Raw genomic sequence first — 16,559 nt, 5'->3', positions numbered from 1 at the left:
AGGGTCGGCCGGGGCGGAAAGCGTCACGGCACAGGGTGATCCGGGCTCCCCCGCACGGGGGACTCGGCCTCCGGGGGCGGTGTCGGATCATCTCAGGGTCGGCCGGGCGGACAGGGTGGGGAGGACTGGGCATGCGCATTGGCGCCAACGAGCCGAGCCGGTCGTTGTCCCGGCAGTCGGTGCTGGTCGCCACGGTGTGCGCGCTGACCGACTCGATGCTGTTCCTGCTCAGGGGCTGCGGCACCAGCTGGCAGGCCTGGGCCGTGCTGGCCGCGGTGGTCCTGGTGGACCTGGGGCTGGCCGGACCGGCCCGGCATTCCGGGGTGATGGCCGCGTTGCACGGGATCGTGCAGATGACCTCGGTGTTGCTGCTGGTGGAGGGCAACGACGCCGGGCTGATGGTGGCCGGGTACCGGGCGGGGGCCTGGCTGTCCGGGTGGCAGGCGTGGACCGCGCTGGGCGTGCTGGTGATCTCCCGGGTGGCCACCCAGCTGCTGCACCGGCCGGAGGTGTGGCACCTGTGGCCGGTGGCGATCCTGACCGGGGCGGTGCTGCCCTGGCTGGTCGGGCGCTACACCACGGCGCGGCGGGCCTACCTGGCCGAGCTGGAGCAGCGGGCGGAACGGGAACAGCGGGACGAGGAACAGGCACTGGCCGAGGCGATCGCCAGGGAGCGCAGTGCGATCGCCAGGGATCTGCACGACGTGATCGCGCACCACGTCAGCGCGATCAACCTGCACGCCGGGGCGGCCCGGCTGAGTCTGGGGCCGGGGGCGGCGGGGGCGGCCAGTTCGCTGCGGGCGGTGGAGAGCGCGAGCCAGGCGGCCATGGTGGACCTGCGGCACCTGCTGGACCTGCTGCACGGGGACAACGGGGACGGCGCGCGGCAGCCGGGGCTGGAGAACCTGGAGGAGTTGTTCGACGGGGTGCGCGCGGCCGGGATACCGGCGCGGTTGCGGCGCAGTGGCGAGCCGAGGGCGGTGCCGGACTCGCTGGGCATCACGCTGTACCGGATCATCCAGGAGATGCTCACGAACGCGTTGCGGCACGGGGATTCCCGCGGGGTGGACGTGGAGCTGGAGTTCCGGGCCGGGGCGCTGGCGGTGCACACCAGGAACACGGTGGCGGTGCGGGTGGCCCGGGATCCGGCGGCGGGCGAGGGCCGTGGGCTGGCCGGGATCCGCAGCCGGGCCGGGATGTTCGACGGGGTGGCCACCTACGGGGTGGATCCGGACGGTCGGACCTGGTCGACCTCGGTGACGTTTCCGCTGGGGGTGCGGGGATGACGGTGCGGGTGCTGCTGGCCGACGATCACGCGATGCTGCGGTCGGGGTTGCGGGCGCTGCTGGACACCCAGGCGGACCTGGAGTGCGTTGGCGAGGCCGCGGACGGGCGGGCGGCGGTGGCCGAGGTGGCCAGGTTGCGGCCGGATGTGGCGATGCTGGACATCCGGATGCCCAAGGTGGACGGGCTCAGCGCCACCGAGGCCATCCTGGCCGCGCCGGACAACCGGACCAAGGTGGTCGTGCTGACCACCTACGACAACGACGAGTACGTCTACCGGGCGTTGCGGGCCGGGGCGAGCGGGTTCCTGCTCAAGAGCCTGCCGCCGGAGGAGCTGCTGACCGCGATCCGGGTGGCCGCGCGCGGGGACGCGCTGATCGACCCCTCGGTGACCCAGCGGCTGATCGCCCGGTTCGCCGGCAGCCTCGCGCCGCCGGCCTCGGATCCGGGGCTGGACTCGCTGACCGTCCGGGAGCGGGAGGTGCTGCTGCTGGTGGCGCGGGCGTGCAGCAACGCCGAGATCGCCGCGGCCCTGCACGTGGGCGATGAGACGGTGAAGACGCACGTGTCCCGGATCCTGGCCAAGCTGGGGTTGCGGGACCGGGTGCACGCGGTGGTGTACGCGCACCTCAACGGGCTGGTCTAGGGCCGCCCGACCCAGTCCAGGCAGACGCCGACCGCGTCGTCGTCCAGGTACTGGTCCTGGCAGAAGGCGCGCAGGTCGTGCAGCAGGGCCCTGATCGCCTCGCCCGGTGGCAGGTTGGCGGTGGTCTTGAGCATGCGTTCCAGGCTGTCGGCGTAGCGGCGGCCCTCGAAGATGGACTCGTAGATGCCGTCGCTGAGCAGGAACAGCCGGTCGCCTGGCCGGACGCTGAACTCCTGCTCCACGTAGACGGTGCTGTCGAACATGCCCAGCGGGAGCTGCGGTTCCAGGTGCACCGGGGACACCTCGCCCGCGCGCAGCCGCCAGATCCGGGGCGAGCCGGCGTCGATGGCGGTGACCCGGCCGTCCGGGATGTCCAGCCGGAGCAGCAGGGTGGAGACGTGCTGGTGGCCGCCGTGCTGGGACCAGATGGCCTGGTCGGCCAGTGCGGCCTGGTCGGGCAGGCTCAGGCCGGCCCGCCGGGCGTTGCGCAGGGCGTTGGTGGCCAGGCTGGTGAGCAGGGCGGCGTCCACGCTCTCGCCCATGCCGTTGGTGACCGCGACGATCACCGAGTCGGCGTCGGCGGTCCAGTCGTAGTTGTCGCCGCGCACGGCGTAGGCCGGTTCGAGCTGGCCGGCCAGGGTGAACTCGGGGCGGGCCAGGCCGCGGCCGGGCAGCAGCTGCCACTGGATCTCCGCGGCCAGGGTCAGCCGTTCGGCCCTGCGGGCCTGGCGGAAGCGGTCGGTGGCGGCCTCGGCCACCTGGAATGCCTGGGCGGCGGCGTGGGCCAGGTCGACCAGTTCCTCGGCGTCGGCCTCGGCGGGCTGACTGGCGAAGGAGACCCGGAGCACGCCGAAGCGGTCGCCGCGCACGGTCATCGGCAGGTAGAGGACCTCGTGCGTGTCCTCGGTGCGGCGCACCGGTTCCTGGCCGCCGAAGGCCAGGCCGGCCGGGGTGCCCGCGATGGCCATCGGGGCCGGGGCTTCCGCGCGCAGGGGTTGCAGGGCCAGCATGCGGTAGTCGGCGAGGAACACCTCAGTGCCACTGGCTCCGTACTCGGTGTGGAGAATGTCCGCCAGGACCTCACCCAGATCGTGCGCGGGCGCGCGGAGCATGGCACGCTCAGCGAAGGCGAGACGGTTGGCACGCATGTCAAGACACCTGCCTGAGTGGAGTACTGCCCTGGTTAGGAACCACAGTCACCGTCCGGCCGAACTCGCGGCCGCGGTGGAGGCTGCGGCGGAAACGCTGGTCATCGTGTGGGGGCGGGCAGCGGAGAGCGTCCACCCCAAGGTATCGGCCTCGCAGCTGGGCGCGCTGGTCGTGGTGGAGCGGCACCGGTCCATCACGCTGGGCAAGCTGGCCGAGGAGCTGGGCGCGATCCCGTCCTCGGCGAGCCGGTTGTGCGATCGGCTGCAGGCCGCCGGTCTGCTGGCGCGGCGGTCCAACCTGGCCGACCGGCGCGAGGTGTCCCTCGAACTCACCAAGGACGGTTCCCGGCTGCTGGCGCAACTGCGGGGTGCGCGCCAGGCCGAACTGCGCCGGGTGCTCGACGGCATGAGCCCGGCGGAGCAGACCGCGTTGCTGACCGGGCTCGCGGGCTTCCACTCGGCCTCGGGCACGCTCGGCGTCGAGCGTGAGGACACGGCGTAGTCGCCACCGCATTCCCGCCCTCCGCGTGTCGCCCCAGCCAGGTATTTGTCATGAGGCAAGGATTCTAGCCATAAACCCTTGTCATCCCGCAACTTCCTCCGCGGTGGCGAGCACTATGCGGGTGCCGCCGGCGAGCAGGGTGCTGGCGTTGAGGCCGAACATGCGGTGGAAGCTGGTGCTGAAGTGGGCGGCGGAGGCGAAGCCGACCGCGTTGGCCGCGGTGGTCAGGTCCTGTCCGGCGCTGATCGCGGCGGCCATCCGCAGCATCCGGGTCCACAGCCGGTACTGGCGGAAGCTGGTGCCGGTGTGCGCGGCGAACAGGTGCAGGAACCGGGAGGTCGACAGGTGCACCCTGGCGGCGATCCCGGCGGCGCTCCATTGGTTTTCCGGGTGGGCGCGCAGGATGTCCAGGGCGGTGCGGATTCGTTCGTCCGGCTGACCGGTATCGGGTGTGCCCAGTAGCGCGAAAAGGGTTTCCGGGTCGGGTGCGGTGTCGCGCTGGAAATGGCGGATCAGGTCGTTTTCCGCCGGGTGGTCGAAGTGCGCGATCGGGGTGTGTTCGCGCATCCGGTCCCGGAGGTGGCCGGCCAGGGTGGTGTGCGGGTCCAGGTAGTGGAACAGGATCCGGCCGTCGGCGATGATCTGGTGCCGGGTGCGTGCGGGGATCAGGGCACTGCGGGATTTGCGTTCGCCGAGGCCGTCGGCGCACAGCGTGAACGGCTGTTCCAGGCCCACCGCGAGGCAGTCCACCGAGCCGGAATGCGGGTCGAGGCGCAGTGACGGACCCCGGTAGACGGCCTGGCCCATTCGGATCCAGATGGTGGCCGCCGGGTCAGGACAGCACGTTTCTGGAAGCGGACCGGTGTCCATGTCGGCGATGATCGCACAGACCACCGGGAGGGAAACGGAATGCGCAGAACGCGTCTGGGGCAGGGTTTGCTGGTACTGGCCGGGCTGATCAACATCCTGCCGGGGGTGGGCGCGTTGTCGGTGTCGAGTGCGGAATCGGCCTATGGCATTGAGATCGCCGGGGCGGATTTGCAGGTGCTGATGCGGCATCGGGCGGTGTTGCTCGCGTTGATCGGGGTTGTCTGCGTGGTCGGGGCGTTCCGGCCCGGTTGGCGGCCGGCGGCGGTTTTCGGCAGTGGGATCAGCTTCGGCAGTTTCCTGATCGTGGTGCTGGCGAACACGCCGGTGAATCCGGAGTTGACCAGGGTGGCCTGGATCGACGTGGTGGCGCTGGTCATCCTGGGTGGTGGCGCGGTGCTGGCGCGGGAGCGGCGGCCGGGGTGAGCAGGGTGCCGCCGAGCAATTCCAGGGCGGTCGCGGAGGCCGAGCCGGGTTCGGCGTGGAAGAGGACCAGGCGCTGGCCTTCGGTGTCGGGCAGGGTGAGCAGGTCGTCGGTCAGGGTGAGGCGACCGAGGACGGGATGCCGGTAGTCGCGGCTGTGGCTGGCGCAGTCGCGGACCGGGTGGCCGGACCACAGCGCGGTGAACTCGGGGCTGGACAGGGTGAGTTCGCCGATGAGTTCGGCCAGTGCCGGGTCGCCCTGGTGGTGTCCGGCGATGCGGCGCAGGTCGGCGACGGTGTCCCTGGCCTTGCCCGCCCAGTCGCCGAAGAGTTCGCGCAGGTGTGGGTCGAGGAAGAACAGCCGGGCCCAGTTGGGGCGGGTGGCCGGGGTGTCGGGGGCGGCCGGGTCCAGGTGGGCGGCGAGCAGGGCGTGCGCCAGGGGGTTCCAGGTCAGGATGTCGGTGTGGCGGCCCAGGATCAGCGCGGGCACGTTGAGCGTGGCGACCAGGGTGCGCAGGTGCGGCTGGAGGCGTTCCGGGCGTCCGCGGCGGCGGGCCTTGGGGGCGGGGCGGGCCAGGGTGTGCAGGTGGGCGCGTTCGTCCTGGTCGAGTCGGAGGGCGTTGGCCAGGGCGTCCAGGACGGCTTCGGAGGCGTGCTGGCTCTGGCCCTGTTCCAGGCGGGTGTAGTAACCCGCGCTGACCCCGGCCAGCCGGGCCAGTTCCTCGCGGCGCAGGCCGGGCACCCGGCGGCGGTCGCCGTAGTCGGCGATGCCCGCCTCGGCCGGGGTGAGGCGGGCGCGGCGGGATCGCAGGAACTCGCCCAAGACCGTGTCCATGGCTCCAGCATGCGCGAAGTGGCGCGCGGATTTCCTGCACCTGACAGGGGCAGGCAGCCGGGCCGGGCGGCGGGCACGATCGGCGACATGGTGAACGTGCTGGTGATCGGCGGGTCCGGGACGATCGGGGCCGCGGTGGTGCGGGAGTTGCGGGAGCGCGGACACGCGGTGCGCAGCGCCTCCCGGTCGGGCGAACTCGCGGTGGACATCGAACGGCCGGAGTCGGTGGACGCGCTGCTCGCCGGGTTGCCGGAGCTGGACGCGGTGGTGTGCTGCGCGGCCAGTGGCGGGCTGACCATGGTGGACGCGGGCGGTGACGCCGAGTTCACCCGGGGGTTGGACGGGAAGCTACTCGGACAGGTGCGGTTGCTGCGCAGCGCGATCCCCCGGTTGCGGGACGGCGGATCGGTCACGCTGACCGGGGGCACGTTCGTGGAACCGTTGCCGGGGGCCAGTTTTGGCGCGCTGGTCAACGCAGGGCTGTCGGCGTTCGTGGCCGCGGCGGCACTGGAGTTGCCGCGTGGGCTGCGGGTGAACCTGGTGGCGCCGGGGTGGGTCCGGGAAACGCTGGGGTCGGCCACGGACGGGGTGCCCGCGGCGGAGGTGGCCCTGGTTTACGCGCGGGCGGTGGAGCAGGCCGGTCTCACGGGGAACACTTTAATTGTCGCCCGACAAAAATAGGGGCTACGGTGGGGTGGTGATTCCAGCGACGCACGAACCGGCCGAGCCGCCGCAGAACCAGCAGATGCTGGAGTTGTCGACGCGCTCCGTCGGCGACGCCCTGGTGCTGACCGCGGTCGGCGAGATCGACCTGCTCACCGTGGCCGCGCTGCGCACCGCCCTGTACGACCAGCTCGCCACCGCACCACCACTGCTGGTGCTGGACCTGGGCGGGGTCTCCTTCCTGGCCTCCTGCGGACTGGCCGCCCTGGTGGAGTTCGAGCGGGCCGCGGCCGAACAGTCGGTGAAGCTACGACTGGTGTCCACCGCCCGCTCGGTCACCCGCCCATTGCAGGCCACCGGACTGCTCCGCACCTTCGAGCTGTTCGACGACGTCCGCACCGCCCTGCGCTGACCCCACACAACTCACCGGCGTGTTGGCCGTTGTCGTACGCAGTGTTGGCCGTTGTCGTACCCAGTCTTGGCCGAACTGGTACACCCATCCGCCAACACACCGTCCATAACGGCCAACACACCGTCCAGTTCGGCCAACACACCGTACGAGAACGGCCAACACGGTGTCAGTGCTTGCTGCGGCCGACTTTGGCCGCCCAGGGTTGGGTCAGGTAGGCCGGGGTGGTTGGCGCGCCGGTGATGCGGTGGTTTAGGTAGAGGGTGTTGGGTAGTTGGACCAGGGGGATCCAGCGGGTCCAGGCTGGGTCTGCCAGGGTGGGTGCGCCGGTGACCAGGGTCAGGTCGGCTCGGCCCTCGCCGATCCTGGCGGGCAGGCCGATCCGGGTGCAGGCGGCCAGCACCTCGTGCGCGACCGCGGTGGCCTCCAGCCCGGTGCCGACCTGGATGACCAGGTCCTGGCTCAGTGGCTCGGCCTCGGCTACCAGCTGGCGGGCCTGGTCCAGTGCGGAGCGTGGCAGCTGTGGGCTGGCGCCGGCGGCCAGGATGGTGCCGTCGCCCTCGGTGGCCGGTGGTTCGGTGGGCTGGACCAGGCCGGCGTAGGCGGCGCGGGCGATGGCCTCGCGGTCCAGGGCCAGGGACAGCGCGCGGCTGCGCCGGGGGTCGGCCAGTGCGCCGCCGGGCCGCGGGTCCAGCGCGGCCAGGGTGTCGCCTTGGCCGAAGTAGACCCGGCCGGTGACGCTGCGGGTCAGCCGGACCATCGCGGTCGGGCTGGCCAGGTAGCTGCCCTCGATCGAGGAGTCCAGCAGGCCGTTGATCAGCGCGGGGCCGTCGGCGAAGGTGAACCGGACCGAACCGGCCCTGGCCCGTTCGGCCTGGTTCCAGTAGCCCTCGAAGCGGGTGAGCAGGATGTGCGAGCCGGGAACCCATTCGGCCAGCCGGAACGGGCCACTGCAACCGTCCGATGTGGACGGTGCGCCGTCGGCGAGGTAGCGCAGGCTGGCCACCACGCCCGCGTTGCCGGACAGCGCGTGGGTGAGCAGCGGATCGGGCTGGCGCAGCCGCAGGGTGACCTCCAGCGGCCCGGTCGCGCTGATGCCCGCCACCTTGTCGAAGCGGTGCGCCTGGGCGCCGCCGAGGCTGTGATCGGCCGAACGGCGCAGGCTGGCGACCGCGTCCGCGGCGGTCAGCTGGCGGCCGTCGTGGAAGCGGATGCCGGTGCGCAGCCGGTAGATCAGGGTCAGCGGGTCCGGGGTGGCGATCTCGGCGGAGAGTCCGGGCAGCCGCTCGCACAGGTTCGCGGTGACGGTGTCCTCCGGCGGCTCACCGCCGCGCAGCCAGTCCAGTGACCGGGGTTCGCGCGGGATGGCCCAGCTGAACCCGGCGATGTCCCCGGCCGCGGCCGGGGTCTCGGCGGAGTAGCGCAGCTGCACCAGCCCCGGCGCGACCGCCCCGCACCCGGCCAGCAGCACGCCGAGCAGGGCGAGCGCGACCGGGCGGAGTGTCATGGCCCGATGCTGACAAAACCGCCGCCGCCCCGGCAAGGTCTGGGGCTGTGGTCTTTCGGACCAAATCCTTCGGTACCGAAAGATCTTCGGTCCACAGTGGATCAGCCCGCGGCGGCCACCGGGGTCTGCTCGCGGACCCGGCGGGCCGGCACCACCAGCGGGGTGCCGGTCTCCGGGCACGGGATGACCCGGCAGGCCAGCCCGAACACCTCCCGCACCAGTTCGGCGGTGACGATCTCCCTGGGATCGCCCTGGGCCACGATCCGGCCGCCGCGCATGGCGATCAGGTGGGTGGCGTAGCGGCAGGCGTGGTTGAGGTCGTGCAGCACCGCGACCAGGGTGTGCCCGCGCTGCTCGTGCAGGTCGGCGCACAGGTCGAGCACCTCTACCTGGTGCGCGATGTCCAGGAAGGTGGTCGGCTCGTCCAGCAGCAGGATCGGGGTCTGCTGGGCCAGCACCATGGCCAGCCAGACCCGCTGCCGCTGCCCGCCGGAGAGTTCGTCCACGAACCGCTCGGCCAGCTCGTCCACGCCGGTCAGCGCCAGCGCCTCGGCCACCGCGGCCTCGTCCTCCAGTGACCACTGGCGGAGCAGCCGCTGGTGCGGGTACCGGCCGCGGGCGACCAGGTCGGCCACGGTGATCCCGCTGGGCGCGATGGAGGTCTGCGGCAGCAGGCCGAGCCGCCGGGCGACCTCCTTGGCCGGGTAGGAGGAGATCGCCGCGCCGTCCAGCACCACCGAGCCCGCCTTGGGCTTGAGGATCCGGGACAGCGCCTTGAGCAGGGTGGACTTGCCGCAGGCGTTCGGGCCGACGATCACGGTGAAGGATCCGTCCGGGATCCGCACGCCCAGGCCCTCGGCCACGATCCGGGCCTCGTAGGCCAGCGTCAGGTCCTCGGCGTGCAGCCGGGGTTCGCTGTGTTCCGCCGCCATCGATCTACCTTCCTCGCCATTCGGTGGCCAGCAGCCAGGCGAGGTAGATCCCGCCGACCGCCGCCGTCATGACCCCGACCGGCACCGCGATCGGGGAAAAGAGCCGTTGTGCCGCGAAGTCGCTGAGTGAGACCACGAACGCGCCCATCAGCGCGGTGGGCACCAGGACCGGGGAGGCGGCCCTGGTGAGCCGCCGGGCCAGCTGGGGGGCCATCAGCGCGACGAAGGCGACCGGTCCGGCCGAGGCCACCGCGACCGCGGCCAGTGCCACGCTGGTGACCATGAGCACGGCCCGGCTGCGCTGCACCGGCACGCCAAGCGCGCTGGCCGCCTCATCGCCCATCTCCAGCAGCGCCAGCCGCCTGGCCATGGTGAAGGCCAGTGGCAGCAGCAGGGCCAGCGCGATGCCCACCGGCAGCACGTGTTCCCAGCCGCGGGCGTTGAGGCTGCCGGTGAGCCAGGCCTGCGCGATGGTGGCGTCGCGCAGTTCGGCCCGGCTGATCAGGTAGGAGTTGACCGCGATCAGGATCGCGTTCACCCCGACGCCGACCAGCACCAGCCGGGAGCCGTGCACGCCCCTGGTGAAGGCCAGCAGGTACATGGCCAGCGCGGTGAGCAGGCCGCCCGCGATGGCCCCGAACGCGAGCTGGGCCGCGCTCGCGCCGGTGATGATCATCAGGATGCCGCCGGTGGCCGCGCCGGTGGTGAAGCCGATGAAGTCGGGGCTGCCCAACGGGTTGCGGGCCAGGCTCTGCATGAGCGCGCCGCTGACCGCCAGCGCGGCGCCGACGAGCAGGCCGGTGAGCCAGCGCGGCAGCCGGAACTCGGTGATCACGTACTGGGCGGCCCTGCCGCCTTCACCGGCCAGCGCGGCGAGCACCTGGCCGACGGTGAGTTCGTACTCGCCGATGGTCAGGGTGAACGCGCCGATGACCAGGATGGCCAGCACCAGGCCGAGCACCACGGCGGCGGTGCGGCCGTGCAGGCGCAGGGAGAAGTGGCCGCCGCGGCTGCGCAGCACCCGGGACGGGCGGGGTCTGGTGGCCAGGTCGGTCATGCCGCCACCAGCTTCCGGCGGCGCACCAGCAGGATGAACACGGGCGCGCCGAGGAACGCGGTGACCACGCCGACCTCCAGTTCGCCTGGCGAGAGCAGGATCCGGCCGAGGATGTCGGCGGCGAGCAGCAGCACCGGGGACAGGACCATCGAGTAGGGCAGCAGCCAGCGCTGGTCGGGGCCGGTGAAGCCGCGGACCATGTGCGGCACGGCCAGTCCGACGAAGCCGATCGGGCCCGCGGCGGCGGTGGCCGCACCGCAGAGCAGGGTGATCGCGACCGCGCCCAGCGCGCGGGTGCGGCCGATGTCGGCGCCCAGTGCCCTGCCCGCCTCCTCGCCGAGGGCGATCGCGTTGAGCGAGCGGGCCAGCAGCAGCGCGAGCACGATCCCGGCGAGCAGGAACGGGGCCAGTTCGATCACCGTGGACATCTTGCGCCCGGCCAGCGCGCCGACCACCCAGTAGCGGAACTGGTCGAAGGTCTTGTTGTCCAGCAACACCACGGTGGAGATGAACGCGGACAGTGCCGCGCTGATCGCCACCCCGGCCAGCACCAGGCGTTCGGGGGTGGCGGCCCGCCGCCCGGCCGAGCCGAGCAGGAACACCAGTACCGAGGCGGCCGCGGCCCCGGCGAAGGCGAACCAGACGTAGCCACTGGCCGCGCCGACGCCGAACCAGCCGATGCCGATCACCACCGCCGCGGAGGCGCCCAGGTTGACGCCGAGCAGCCCGGGGTCGGCCAGCGGGTTGCGGGTCAGCGCCTGCATGAGCGCGCCCGCCAGGCCGAGGGCCGCGCCGACGCCGAGGCCGAGCAGGGTGCGTGGGATGCGCAGGTCGTGGATGACCAGGGACTCGGTGGAGTCCGACGGCGACCAGAGCGCCTGCCAGACCTCGGGCAGCGGGATGCTCCGCGCGCCGACGGCGATGCTGAGCAGGCACACCAGCACCAGCACTCCGCAGGCGCCGAGCAGCCCGGCCCCTCGGGTGGCGCTACCGGCCGAGATCACCCTGTCCCCCTTCTGCCCCGCGACGGTTCAACTAAGGCGAGGCTAACTAAAGGGGTTCAGCGGCTCAATGACGGGGGTCACCCGAGGGGTTGCGGTCCGGTGTCGATCAGAACACGGTGCGTGACGACCGGCTCCCGCTGGTCAGGGCTTCGCCAGCCGAGCGGCGACCTCGCGCTTGTCGATCTTGCCCACCGCGGTGCGCGGCAGATCCGCGGCCAGTTCGAGGAGGTCAGGGAGCTTGTACTGGGCCAGGCCGCGGCCGGTGAGGAAGGTCTTCAGCTCGCGCAGTGCGGGGGCCTCGCCCTCGGGCACGATGACCGCGCAGACGCGTTCGCCGAGCATGTCATCGGGCACCGGGATCACCGCGACCTGGCGGATGCCGGGGTGCGCGAGGAGGTGCTCCTCGAGTTCCTCGGCCGAGACGTTCTCGCCGCCGCGGTTGATGACCTCCTTGACCCGGCCGGTGACGATCAGGTGCCCGCTGGGGAGCTGGCGGACCAGGTCGCCGCTGCGGTAGTAGCCGTCCGGGGTGATGGCGGTTTCGTTGTGCTTGGCCGCGCGGTAGTAGCCGCGGATCGTGTACGGGCCGCGGACCAGGAGTTCGCCGGTCTCCCCCGCCGGGACGTCGTCGCCCTCGGCGTCGACCACGCGCAGTTCGTCCTCGGCGGAGAGCGGGCGGCCCTGGCTGATGGCCACGATCTCGTCGTCATCGTCCGCGCGGGTGTAGTTGAGCAGCCCCTCGGCCATGCCGAAGACCTGCTGCAGCCGGCAGTCGAGCTGGCCGGGCAGCGCACGCGCGGGTTCGGGGGCGAGTTTGGCGCCGCCGACCTGGAGCAGGCGCAGCGAGGACAGGTCGCCGTCCTCCCATTCGGTGGCCTGGCCCCAGAGCATGGCCAGCGGTGGCACCAGCGCGGTGACCGTTGCGCCGGTCCGCTCGATCAGCGGGAAGGCGTTGTCGGGGCTGGGGTCGGAGAGGAAGACCGCACTGCCGCCCACCCCCAGGATGCCGAGCACGCCGGGACAGGCCAGCGGGAAGTTGTGCGCCACCGGCAACGCGACCAGGTAGACGTCGTCCTGGGTGAGTTCGCAGACCTCGGCGCTGGCGCGGGCGTTGTAGGCGTAGTCGTTGTGCGTCCTGGGGATCAGCTTGGGCAGGCCAGTGGTGCCGCCGGAGACCAGCAGCACCGCCACGTCGGCCGGGTTGACCTCCGGGAGATCGACCAGGTCGGCGTCCACTGTGGACAGTGGGATGCCGACGTCACCCGGATCACCGAGTACCAGCACGTGTTTGACCGACGGCACCCTGGCCACGACCTCACGGGCCAGGCCGCGGTAGTCGAAGCCGCCGAAGGTGTCCGGGATGACGTAGGCCACCGCCTCGGCGAGTTCGGCCAGGTGACCGATCTCGTGCGAGCGGTGCGCCGGCAGGGTCAGCGCGGGCACCGCGCCCACCCGGAGCAGGGCGAAGAGCAGCACCACGAACTCGGCCACGTTGGGCAGCTGGACCACGACCCGGTCCCCCGGCGCGATGCCGAGTCCGAGCAGCCCGGCGGCCATCCGGTCGGCGGTGGCGTCGAGCTGGGCGTAGCTGATCTTCCGGTCGCCGTCCACCAGCGCGGTGCGGTCGCCGTGCCGGAAAGCCCAGTCCCGCAGGAGTTCCCCGATCGGCACGTCCTGCCAGTGCCCCGCCTCGCGGTAGCGCCGGGCGTACTCGTCCGGCCACGGCACAAAACCGTCCAATGTGGACTGATTCTCGGTCATCACGCCCTCATTCACCCGCGCTGCGGGACAGTTCGGCCTCGACCTCGTCGGCCGACATCTCCAGCACGGCCAGGTAGATCTCGGCGACCTGGTCCAGTCGGCCCGATGTGGTCTCCCGCTCGAGAAGCTGGGCGGCCATGCCACCCACCGACAGGGTGGCGAAGAGCAGCTTCACCGAGACGGCCGTGGTGTCCAGCGCCTCGCGCAGCCTGCTGACGATGGTGGTGGCCAGCACGGAATCGCCGCCCCGCTGGAAGAAGTCGTCGTCCAGGCCGAACTCGGCGCCGCCGAGCACCTCGTGCCAGACGCCGGCGACGACCTTCTCCAGCGCGGTGCGCGGCGGCACGAACGGCCTGCTGTTGTCCTGTTCGGCCCACAGCTGCTGCACCGCGCGGCGGTCGATCTTGCCGTTGGCGGTCAGCGGCAGTTCGGCCAGCACCACGATCCGCTCGGGCACCATGTGCGGCGGCAACGCCTGGCGGACCTGCTCGCGCAGTTCGTCGCCGGTGACGCCGGTGGCGGCCACCGCGGCGACCAGGGTCGCGCCGGGCGCCCTGGTGACACCGGCGATGGCGCGGCCGACGCCGTCCAGCGCGCCGAGGGCGGATTCGACCTCGCCGAGTTCGATCCGGAAACCACGAAGCTTGACCTGGTGGTCGCGGCGGCCCAGGAACTCCAGGGTGCCGTCCGGCCAGTAGCGGCCGAGGTCGCCGGTGCGGTACCAGTTCTGTCCATTGTGGACGACGAAGCGGTCGGCGGTGCGTTCCGGGTCGCCGCGGTAGCCAAGGGCCACGCCGTCGCCGCCGATCCAGAGTTCGCCTGCCACCCAGTCGGGGCAGTCCCGGCCGCGGGCGTCGACCACCCGGCAGCGCACGTTGGTCAGCGGGGTGCCGTAGGGCACCGAGATCCAGTGCGCGGGCACCTCGCCGGTGACCTCGCACACGGTGGAGTGGATGGCGGTCTCGGTGGTGCCGCCCAGTCCGACGAAGCGGGCGGCGGGGGCCTGGGCGCGCAGGCGGCCGGGCAGGTCGACGGTGACCCAGTCGCCGCCGAGCAGCACCAGGCGCAGGGTGTCGCCGAGGTCGCCCGCGTTGAGCAGCATGTCCAGCAGCGGCGGCACGCAGTTGACGATGGTCACCCCGCGGTCGCGGACCAGGGTGGCCCAGTCCGCGGCCTCGCGCCGTTCGCTCTCGCTGACCAGCACGATCGCGCCGCCGACGGAGAGCGGGCCGAAGATGTCGAAGACGGAGAGGTCGAAGTCGAGCGCGGAGACGCCAAGGGTGCGGTCGGCCGGGCCGATCTCGTAGCGGGCGTTGAGGTCGTCGATGGTGTTCATCGCGGCCCGGTGCGGCACCTCGACGCCCTTGGGCTCGCCGGTGGAGCCGGAGGTGAACAGCACGTAGGCGGGGACTTCTTCCTCGCCCAGCACGGGTTCCGCGGGTTCGGCGCGCAGGGCTTCGGCGAGCCGGTCGGCGTCCAGGACCAGGCGCACCCCGGCCCTGGCGTGGATGCGTTCGCGGCGGGCGGCCGGTTGTTCCACGCTGACCGGCACGTAGGTGGCTCCGGCGGCGAGCACGCCGAGCACCGCGACGAGCTGGTCGGGGCCCTTGGGCAGGGTGATCGCGACGGCCTCGCCGATTTCGACGCCGCGGGTGCGCAGCGCGCCGGCGACCCGGCCGGCCCGCTCGGCGAGTTCGCGGTAGCTGAGTTCGCCGTCGGCGCCCCAGAGCACGGCGGGCGCGTCCGGGGTTTCCTTGGCCTGGTTGAAGAATCCCTCGTGCAGGCGGCGGCCGGAGCGCGGTGCGGCGGTGTCGTTCGCGGTGTCGCGGGCGGTGAGCTGGGCGGTGGGCAGCAGCGCGGGCACCGGCTGGTGCCAGTCCGAGTCGGCCGAGCCGAGCCAGTGCACCAGGGTGCGGTATGCCTCGAACATGGCGTCCATCAGCCCGGCCGGGAAGGCGGATTCGCGGATGTCCCAGTTGACCAGCAGCCCGCCGTTGACCTCGGTGACCTGGGCATCCAGCAGCACCTGCGGGCCCTGGGAGATGATCCACACCGGTTCGCCGAAGCTGCCCTTGACCTTGTCGTCGAACAGCTCGCCCAGGTTGAGCGCGCTGGTGTAGACGACCGGGGCGAGGATCTGTTCGCCGTTGGCGCGGGAGAGGTCGCGCAGCACCTCGACGCCGGAGTAGTCGGCGTAGGCGGCGTCGGTGTGCATGCGGGCCTGCAGCCTGCGCGCGTCCTCCAGGAAGGAGCGCGGTTCGGAGAGGTCCACGTCCAGCAGTACCGAGCTGGTGAAGTCGCCGACGAGTTTGCCGACGTCGGCGTGGGTGTTCTCGCGGTCGAACAGCGGCAGGTTGAGCAGGAACCGGGGCTGCCCGCTCCAGGCCGCGAGCACCTCGGCGAACACGGTGGCCAGGGCCATCGCCGGGGTGATCCGGTGCTGGTGCGCGCGTTCGATCAGGCGCTGCTTGTCCTCGGGTGCGAGCCACAGGTGCTTGCGCACGGTGTGCAGTCCGTCACCGCGGTCGGCCTCGGGCACCAGCGGCAGGTCGGGTGCGGCGGGCAGTTCGGGCAGGCGGCTCTGCCACCAGCTGCGCGCGCGTTCCCAGGCCTCGCGGCGCAGCGGGGCGCGCTCGGCGAGGTACTGGGGGTAGCTGTAGTCGATGGGGGCGAGGGTTTCGCCCTGGTAGAGCGCGGCGAGGTCGGCGAGCAGCACCCGGAAGCTGAGCGCGTCGGCGGCGACCATGTCCACGTCCACGTGCAGCCTGCTCCGCCCGCCGGGCAGCCGGGTGAGCTGGAGTGCGAAGACCTGGCCGCCCTCGATGTCCAGGATCTGGTGCGACCACTGCTCGCGCAGTTCGGCCAGCCGGGCCCCGGCCGCTTCTTCGGCGTGTTCGCGCAGGTCCTCGACGGTGAGTGCGTCGTGGCTCGGCTGGTCCTGGATGCGCTGGCGGCCGTCGTCGGTGAGCCGGGCGCGCAGCATGCCGTGCCGGGCGATGAGGGCGCGCACCGCGGGCGCGAACCGGTCCGGGTCGACCTCGCCGCCGTCGAACTCGACGTAGAGGTGCGCGGCCACCGCGCCGAGTGCCTGCCCGTCCCCACGACCGACCCAGTAGGCGTGCTGCATGAGCGCGAGGGGGAACTCGGCGGCGCTGTCGAAGCGCTCGACCGGCGCGGCGGGCGCCGCCGGGGCGGGTGCGGGGGTGAGGCGTCCGGTGAGCAGTTCGAACCACTCGCCGAGGCTGGGCCGCTCGGCCAGTTCGGCGAAGGTCACCTCGATACCGCGCTTGCGCCACTGCCCGGCCAGCCGCATCAGCCGGATCGAGTCCAGTCCCAGCTCGATGAGGTTGTCCGCGTCCAGGAGTTCCTCCGGCGTGCGGTCCACCAGTTGTGCCACTTCACGGCGCAGGTCATCGGCGGTCGGGCTGCTCGACACGGGCTTGTGCTCCCTTGTGATCCAGGCTGCATGGCACACTGGCCTCTTGCAAAAGTGAGGCTAACCTAAGCAAGGTTTACCTCAT

15 protein-coding genes are annotated in these 16,559 nt (G+C 72.1%); 6 read left to right on the top strand and 9 right to left on the bottom strand.

Annotation, left to right across the window (positions count from 1 at the left end):
- Positions 1–131 precede the first annotated feature (131 nt).
- Positions 132–1,286 carry a sensor histidine kinase gene (locus tag HNR67_RS45685; RefSeq protein ID WP_185003308.1) on the top strand — a complete coding sequence of 385 codons (1,155 nt, stop codon included), beginning with the start codon at positions 132–134 and terminating at the stop codon, positions 1,284–1,286.
- Complete coding sequence (locus tag HNR67_RS17390) at positions 1,283–1,930, top strand: response regulator (RefSeq protein ID WP_185003307.1); 648 nt, start codon at positions 1,283–1,285, stop codon at positions 1,928–1,930. Before HNR67_RS45685 ends, HNR67_RS17390 begins: the two co-directional genes overlap by 4 nt.
- Here the strand turns inward: HNR67_RS17390 and HNR67_RS17385 are convergent.
- Positions 1,927–3,078 carry a PP2C family protein-serine/threonine phosphatase gene (locus HNR67_RS17385; protein WP_185003306.1) on the bottom strand — a complete coding sequence of 384 codons (1,152 nt, stop codon included), beginning with the start codon at positions 3,076–3,078 and terminating at the stop codon, positions 1,927–1,929. The genes HNR67_RS17390 and HNR67_RS17385 overlap by 4 nt on opposite strands.
- Here HNR67_RS17385 and HNR67_RS17380 point away from each other — a divergent pair.
- Positions 3,077–3,580 carry a MarR family winged helix-turn-helix transcriptional regulator gene (locus tag HNR67_RS17380; RefSeq protein WP_185003305.1) on the top strand — a complete coding sequence of 168 codons (504 nt, stop codon included), beginning with the start codon at positions 3,077–3,079 and terminating at the stop codon, positions 3,578–3,580. The genes HNR67_RS17385 and HNR67_RS17380 overlap by 2 nt on opposite strands.
- Positions 3,581–3,661: 81 nt before the next feature.
- On the opposite strand, the gene HNR67_RS17375 is transcribed toward HNR67_RS17380, so the two are convergent.
- Positions 3,662–4,387: a helix-turn-helix domain-containing protein gene (locus tag HNR67_RS17375; protein ID WP_185003304.1), complete on the bottom strand. Its 726-nt coding sequence runs from the start codon at positions 4,385–4,387 to the stop codon at positions 3,662–3,664.
- A 102-nt stretch (positions 4,388–4,489) separates the two neighbouring features.
- Between HNR67_RS17375 and HNR67_RS17370 the strand changes: the two genes are divergently transcribed.
- Positions 4,490–4,873: a phosphopantetheine adenylyltransferase gene (locus HNR67_RS17370; RefSeq protein WP_185003303.1), complete on the top strand. Its 384-nt coding sequence runs from the start codon at positions 4,490–4,492 to the stop codon at positions 4,871–4,873.
- Here HNR67_RS17370 and HNR67_RS17365 read toward each other — a convergent pair.
- Positions 4,824–5,705, bottom strand: coding sequence for a helix-turn-helix transcriptional regulator (locus HNR67_RS17365; RefSeq protein WP_185003302.1), 882 nt, complete (start codon positions 5,703–5,705; stop codon positions 4,824–4,826). The two genes, HNR67_RS17370 and HNR67_RS17365, sit on opposite strands and share 50 nt — an antisense overlap.
- A gap of 87 nt (positions 5,706–5,792) precedes the next feature.
- Here HNR67_RS17365 and HNR67_RS17360 point away from each other — a divergent pair, with 87 nt between their 5' ends.
- Positions 5,793–6,386 carry a short chain dehydrogenase gene (locus HNR67_RS17360; protein ID WP_221489938.1) on the top strand — a complete coding sequence of 198 codons (594 nt, stop codon included), beginning with the start codon at positions 5,793–5,795 and terminating at the stop codon, positions 6,384–6,386.
- A 16-nt stretch (positions 6,387–6,402) separates the two neighbouring features.
- Complete coding sequence (locus tag HNR67_RS17355; protein ID WP_185003301.1) at positions 6,403–6,780, top strand: STAS domain-containing protein; 378 nt, start codon at positions 6,403–6,405, stop codon at positions 6,778–6,780.
- Between the two features lie 166 nt (positions 6,781–6,946).
- Here HNR67_RS17355 and HNR67_RS17350 read toward each other — a convergent pair whose 3' ends face one another.
- The 6 genes from HNR67_RS17350 to HNR67_RS17325 all read right to left on the bottom strand — a co-directional run bounded on the left by HNR67_RS17350 (position 6,947) and on the right by HNR67_RS17325 (position 16,474).
- Positions 6,947–8,284, bottom strand: coding sequence for an ABC transporter substrate-binding protein (locus tag HNR67_RS17350; RefSeq protein ID WP_185003300.1), 1,338 nt, complete (start codon positions 8,282–8,284; stop codon positions 6,947–6,949).
- Positions 8,285–8,385: 101 nt separating this feature from the next.
- Positions 8,386–9,216, bottom strand: a complete 831-nt coding sequence (locus HNR67_RS17345) for an ABC transporter ATP-binding protein (protein ID WP_185003299.1) — start codon at positions 9,214–9,216, stop codon at positions 8,386–8,388.
- A 4-nt stretch (positions 9,217–9,220) separates the two neighbouring features.
- On the bottom strand, positions 9,221–10,273 hold the full coding sequence (locus HNR67_RS17340; protein ID WP_185003298.1) for a FecCD family ABC transporter permease: 1,053 nt from the start codon (positions 10,271–10,273) through the stop codon (positions 9,221–9,223).
- Positions 10,270–11,277, bottom strand: a complete 1,008-nt coding sequence (locus tag HNR67_RS17335) for a FecCD family ABC transporter permease (RefSeq protein ID WP_185003297.1) — start codon at positions 11,275–11,277, stop codon at positions 10,270–10,272. Before HNR67_RS17335 ends, HNR67_RS17340 begins: the two co-directional genes overlap by 4 nt.
- 141 nt (positions 11,278–11,418) lie before the next feature.
- Positions 11,419–13,038, bottom strand: coding sequence for a (2,3-dihydroxybenzoyl)adenylate synthase (locus HNR67_RS17330; protein WP_185003296.1), 1,620 nt, complete (start codon positions 13,036–13,038; stop codon positions 11,419–11,421).
- A gap of 7 nt (positions 13,039–13,045) precedes the next feature.
- Complete coding sequence (locus tag HNR67_RS17325; RefSeq protein WP_185003295.1) at positions 13,046–16,474, bottom strand: non-ribosomal peptide synthetase; 3,429 nt, start codon at positions 16,472–16,474, stop codon at positions 13,046–13,048.
- Between the last annotated feature and the right edge of the window lie 85 nt (positions 16,475–16,559).

Source organism: Crossiella cryophila (assembly GCF_014204915.1).
Taxonomy (GTDB): Bacteria; Actinomycetota; Actinomycetes; order Mycobacteriales; family Pseudonocardiaceae; genus Crossiella; species Crossiella cryophila.
The sequence above is the reverse complement of the archived record's forward strand: the minus strand, read 5'-3'. Positions and strand labels throughout refer to the sequence as shown.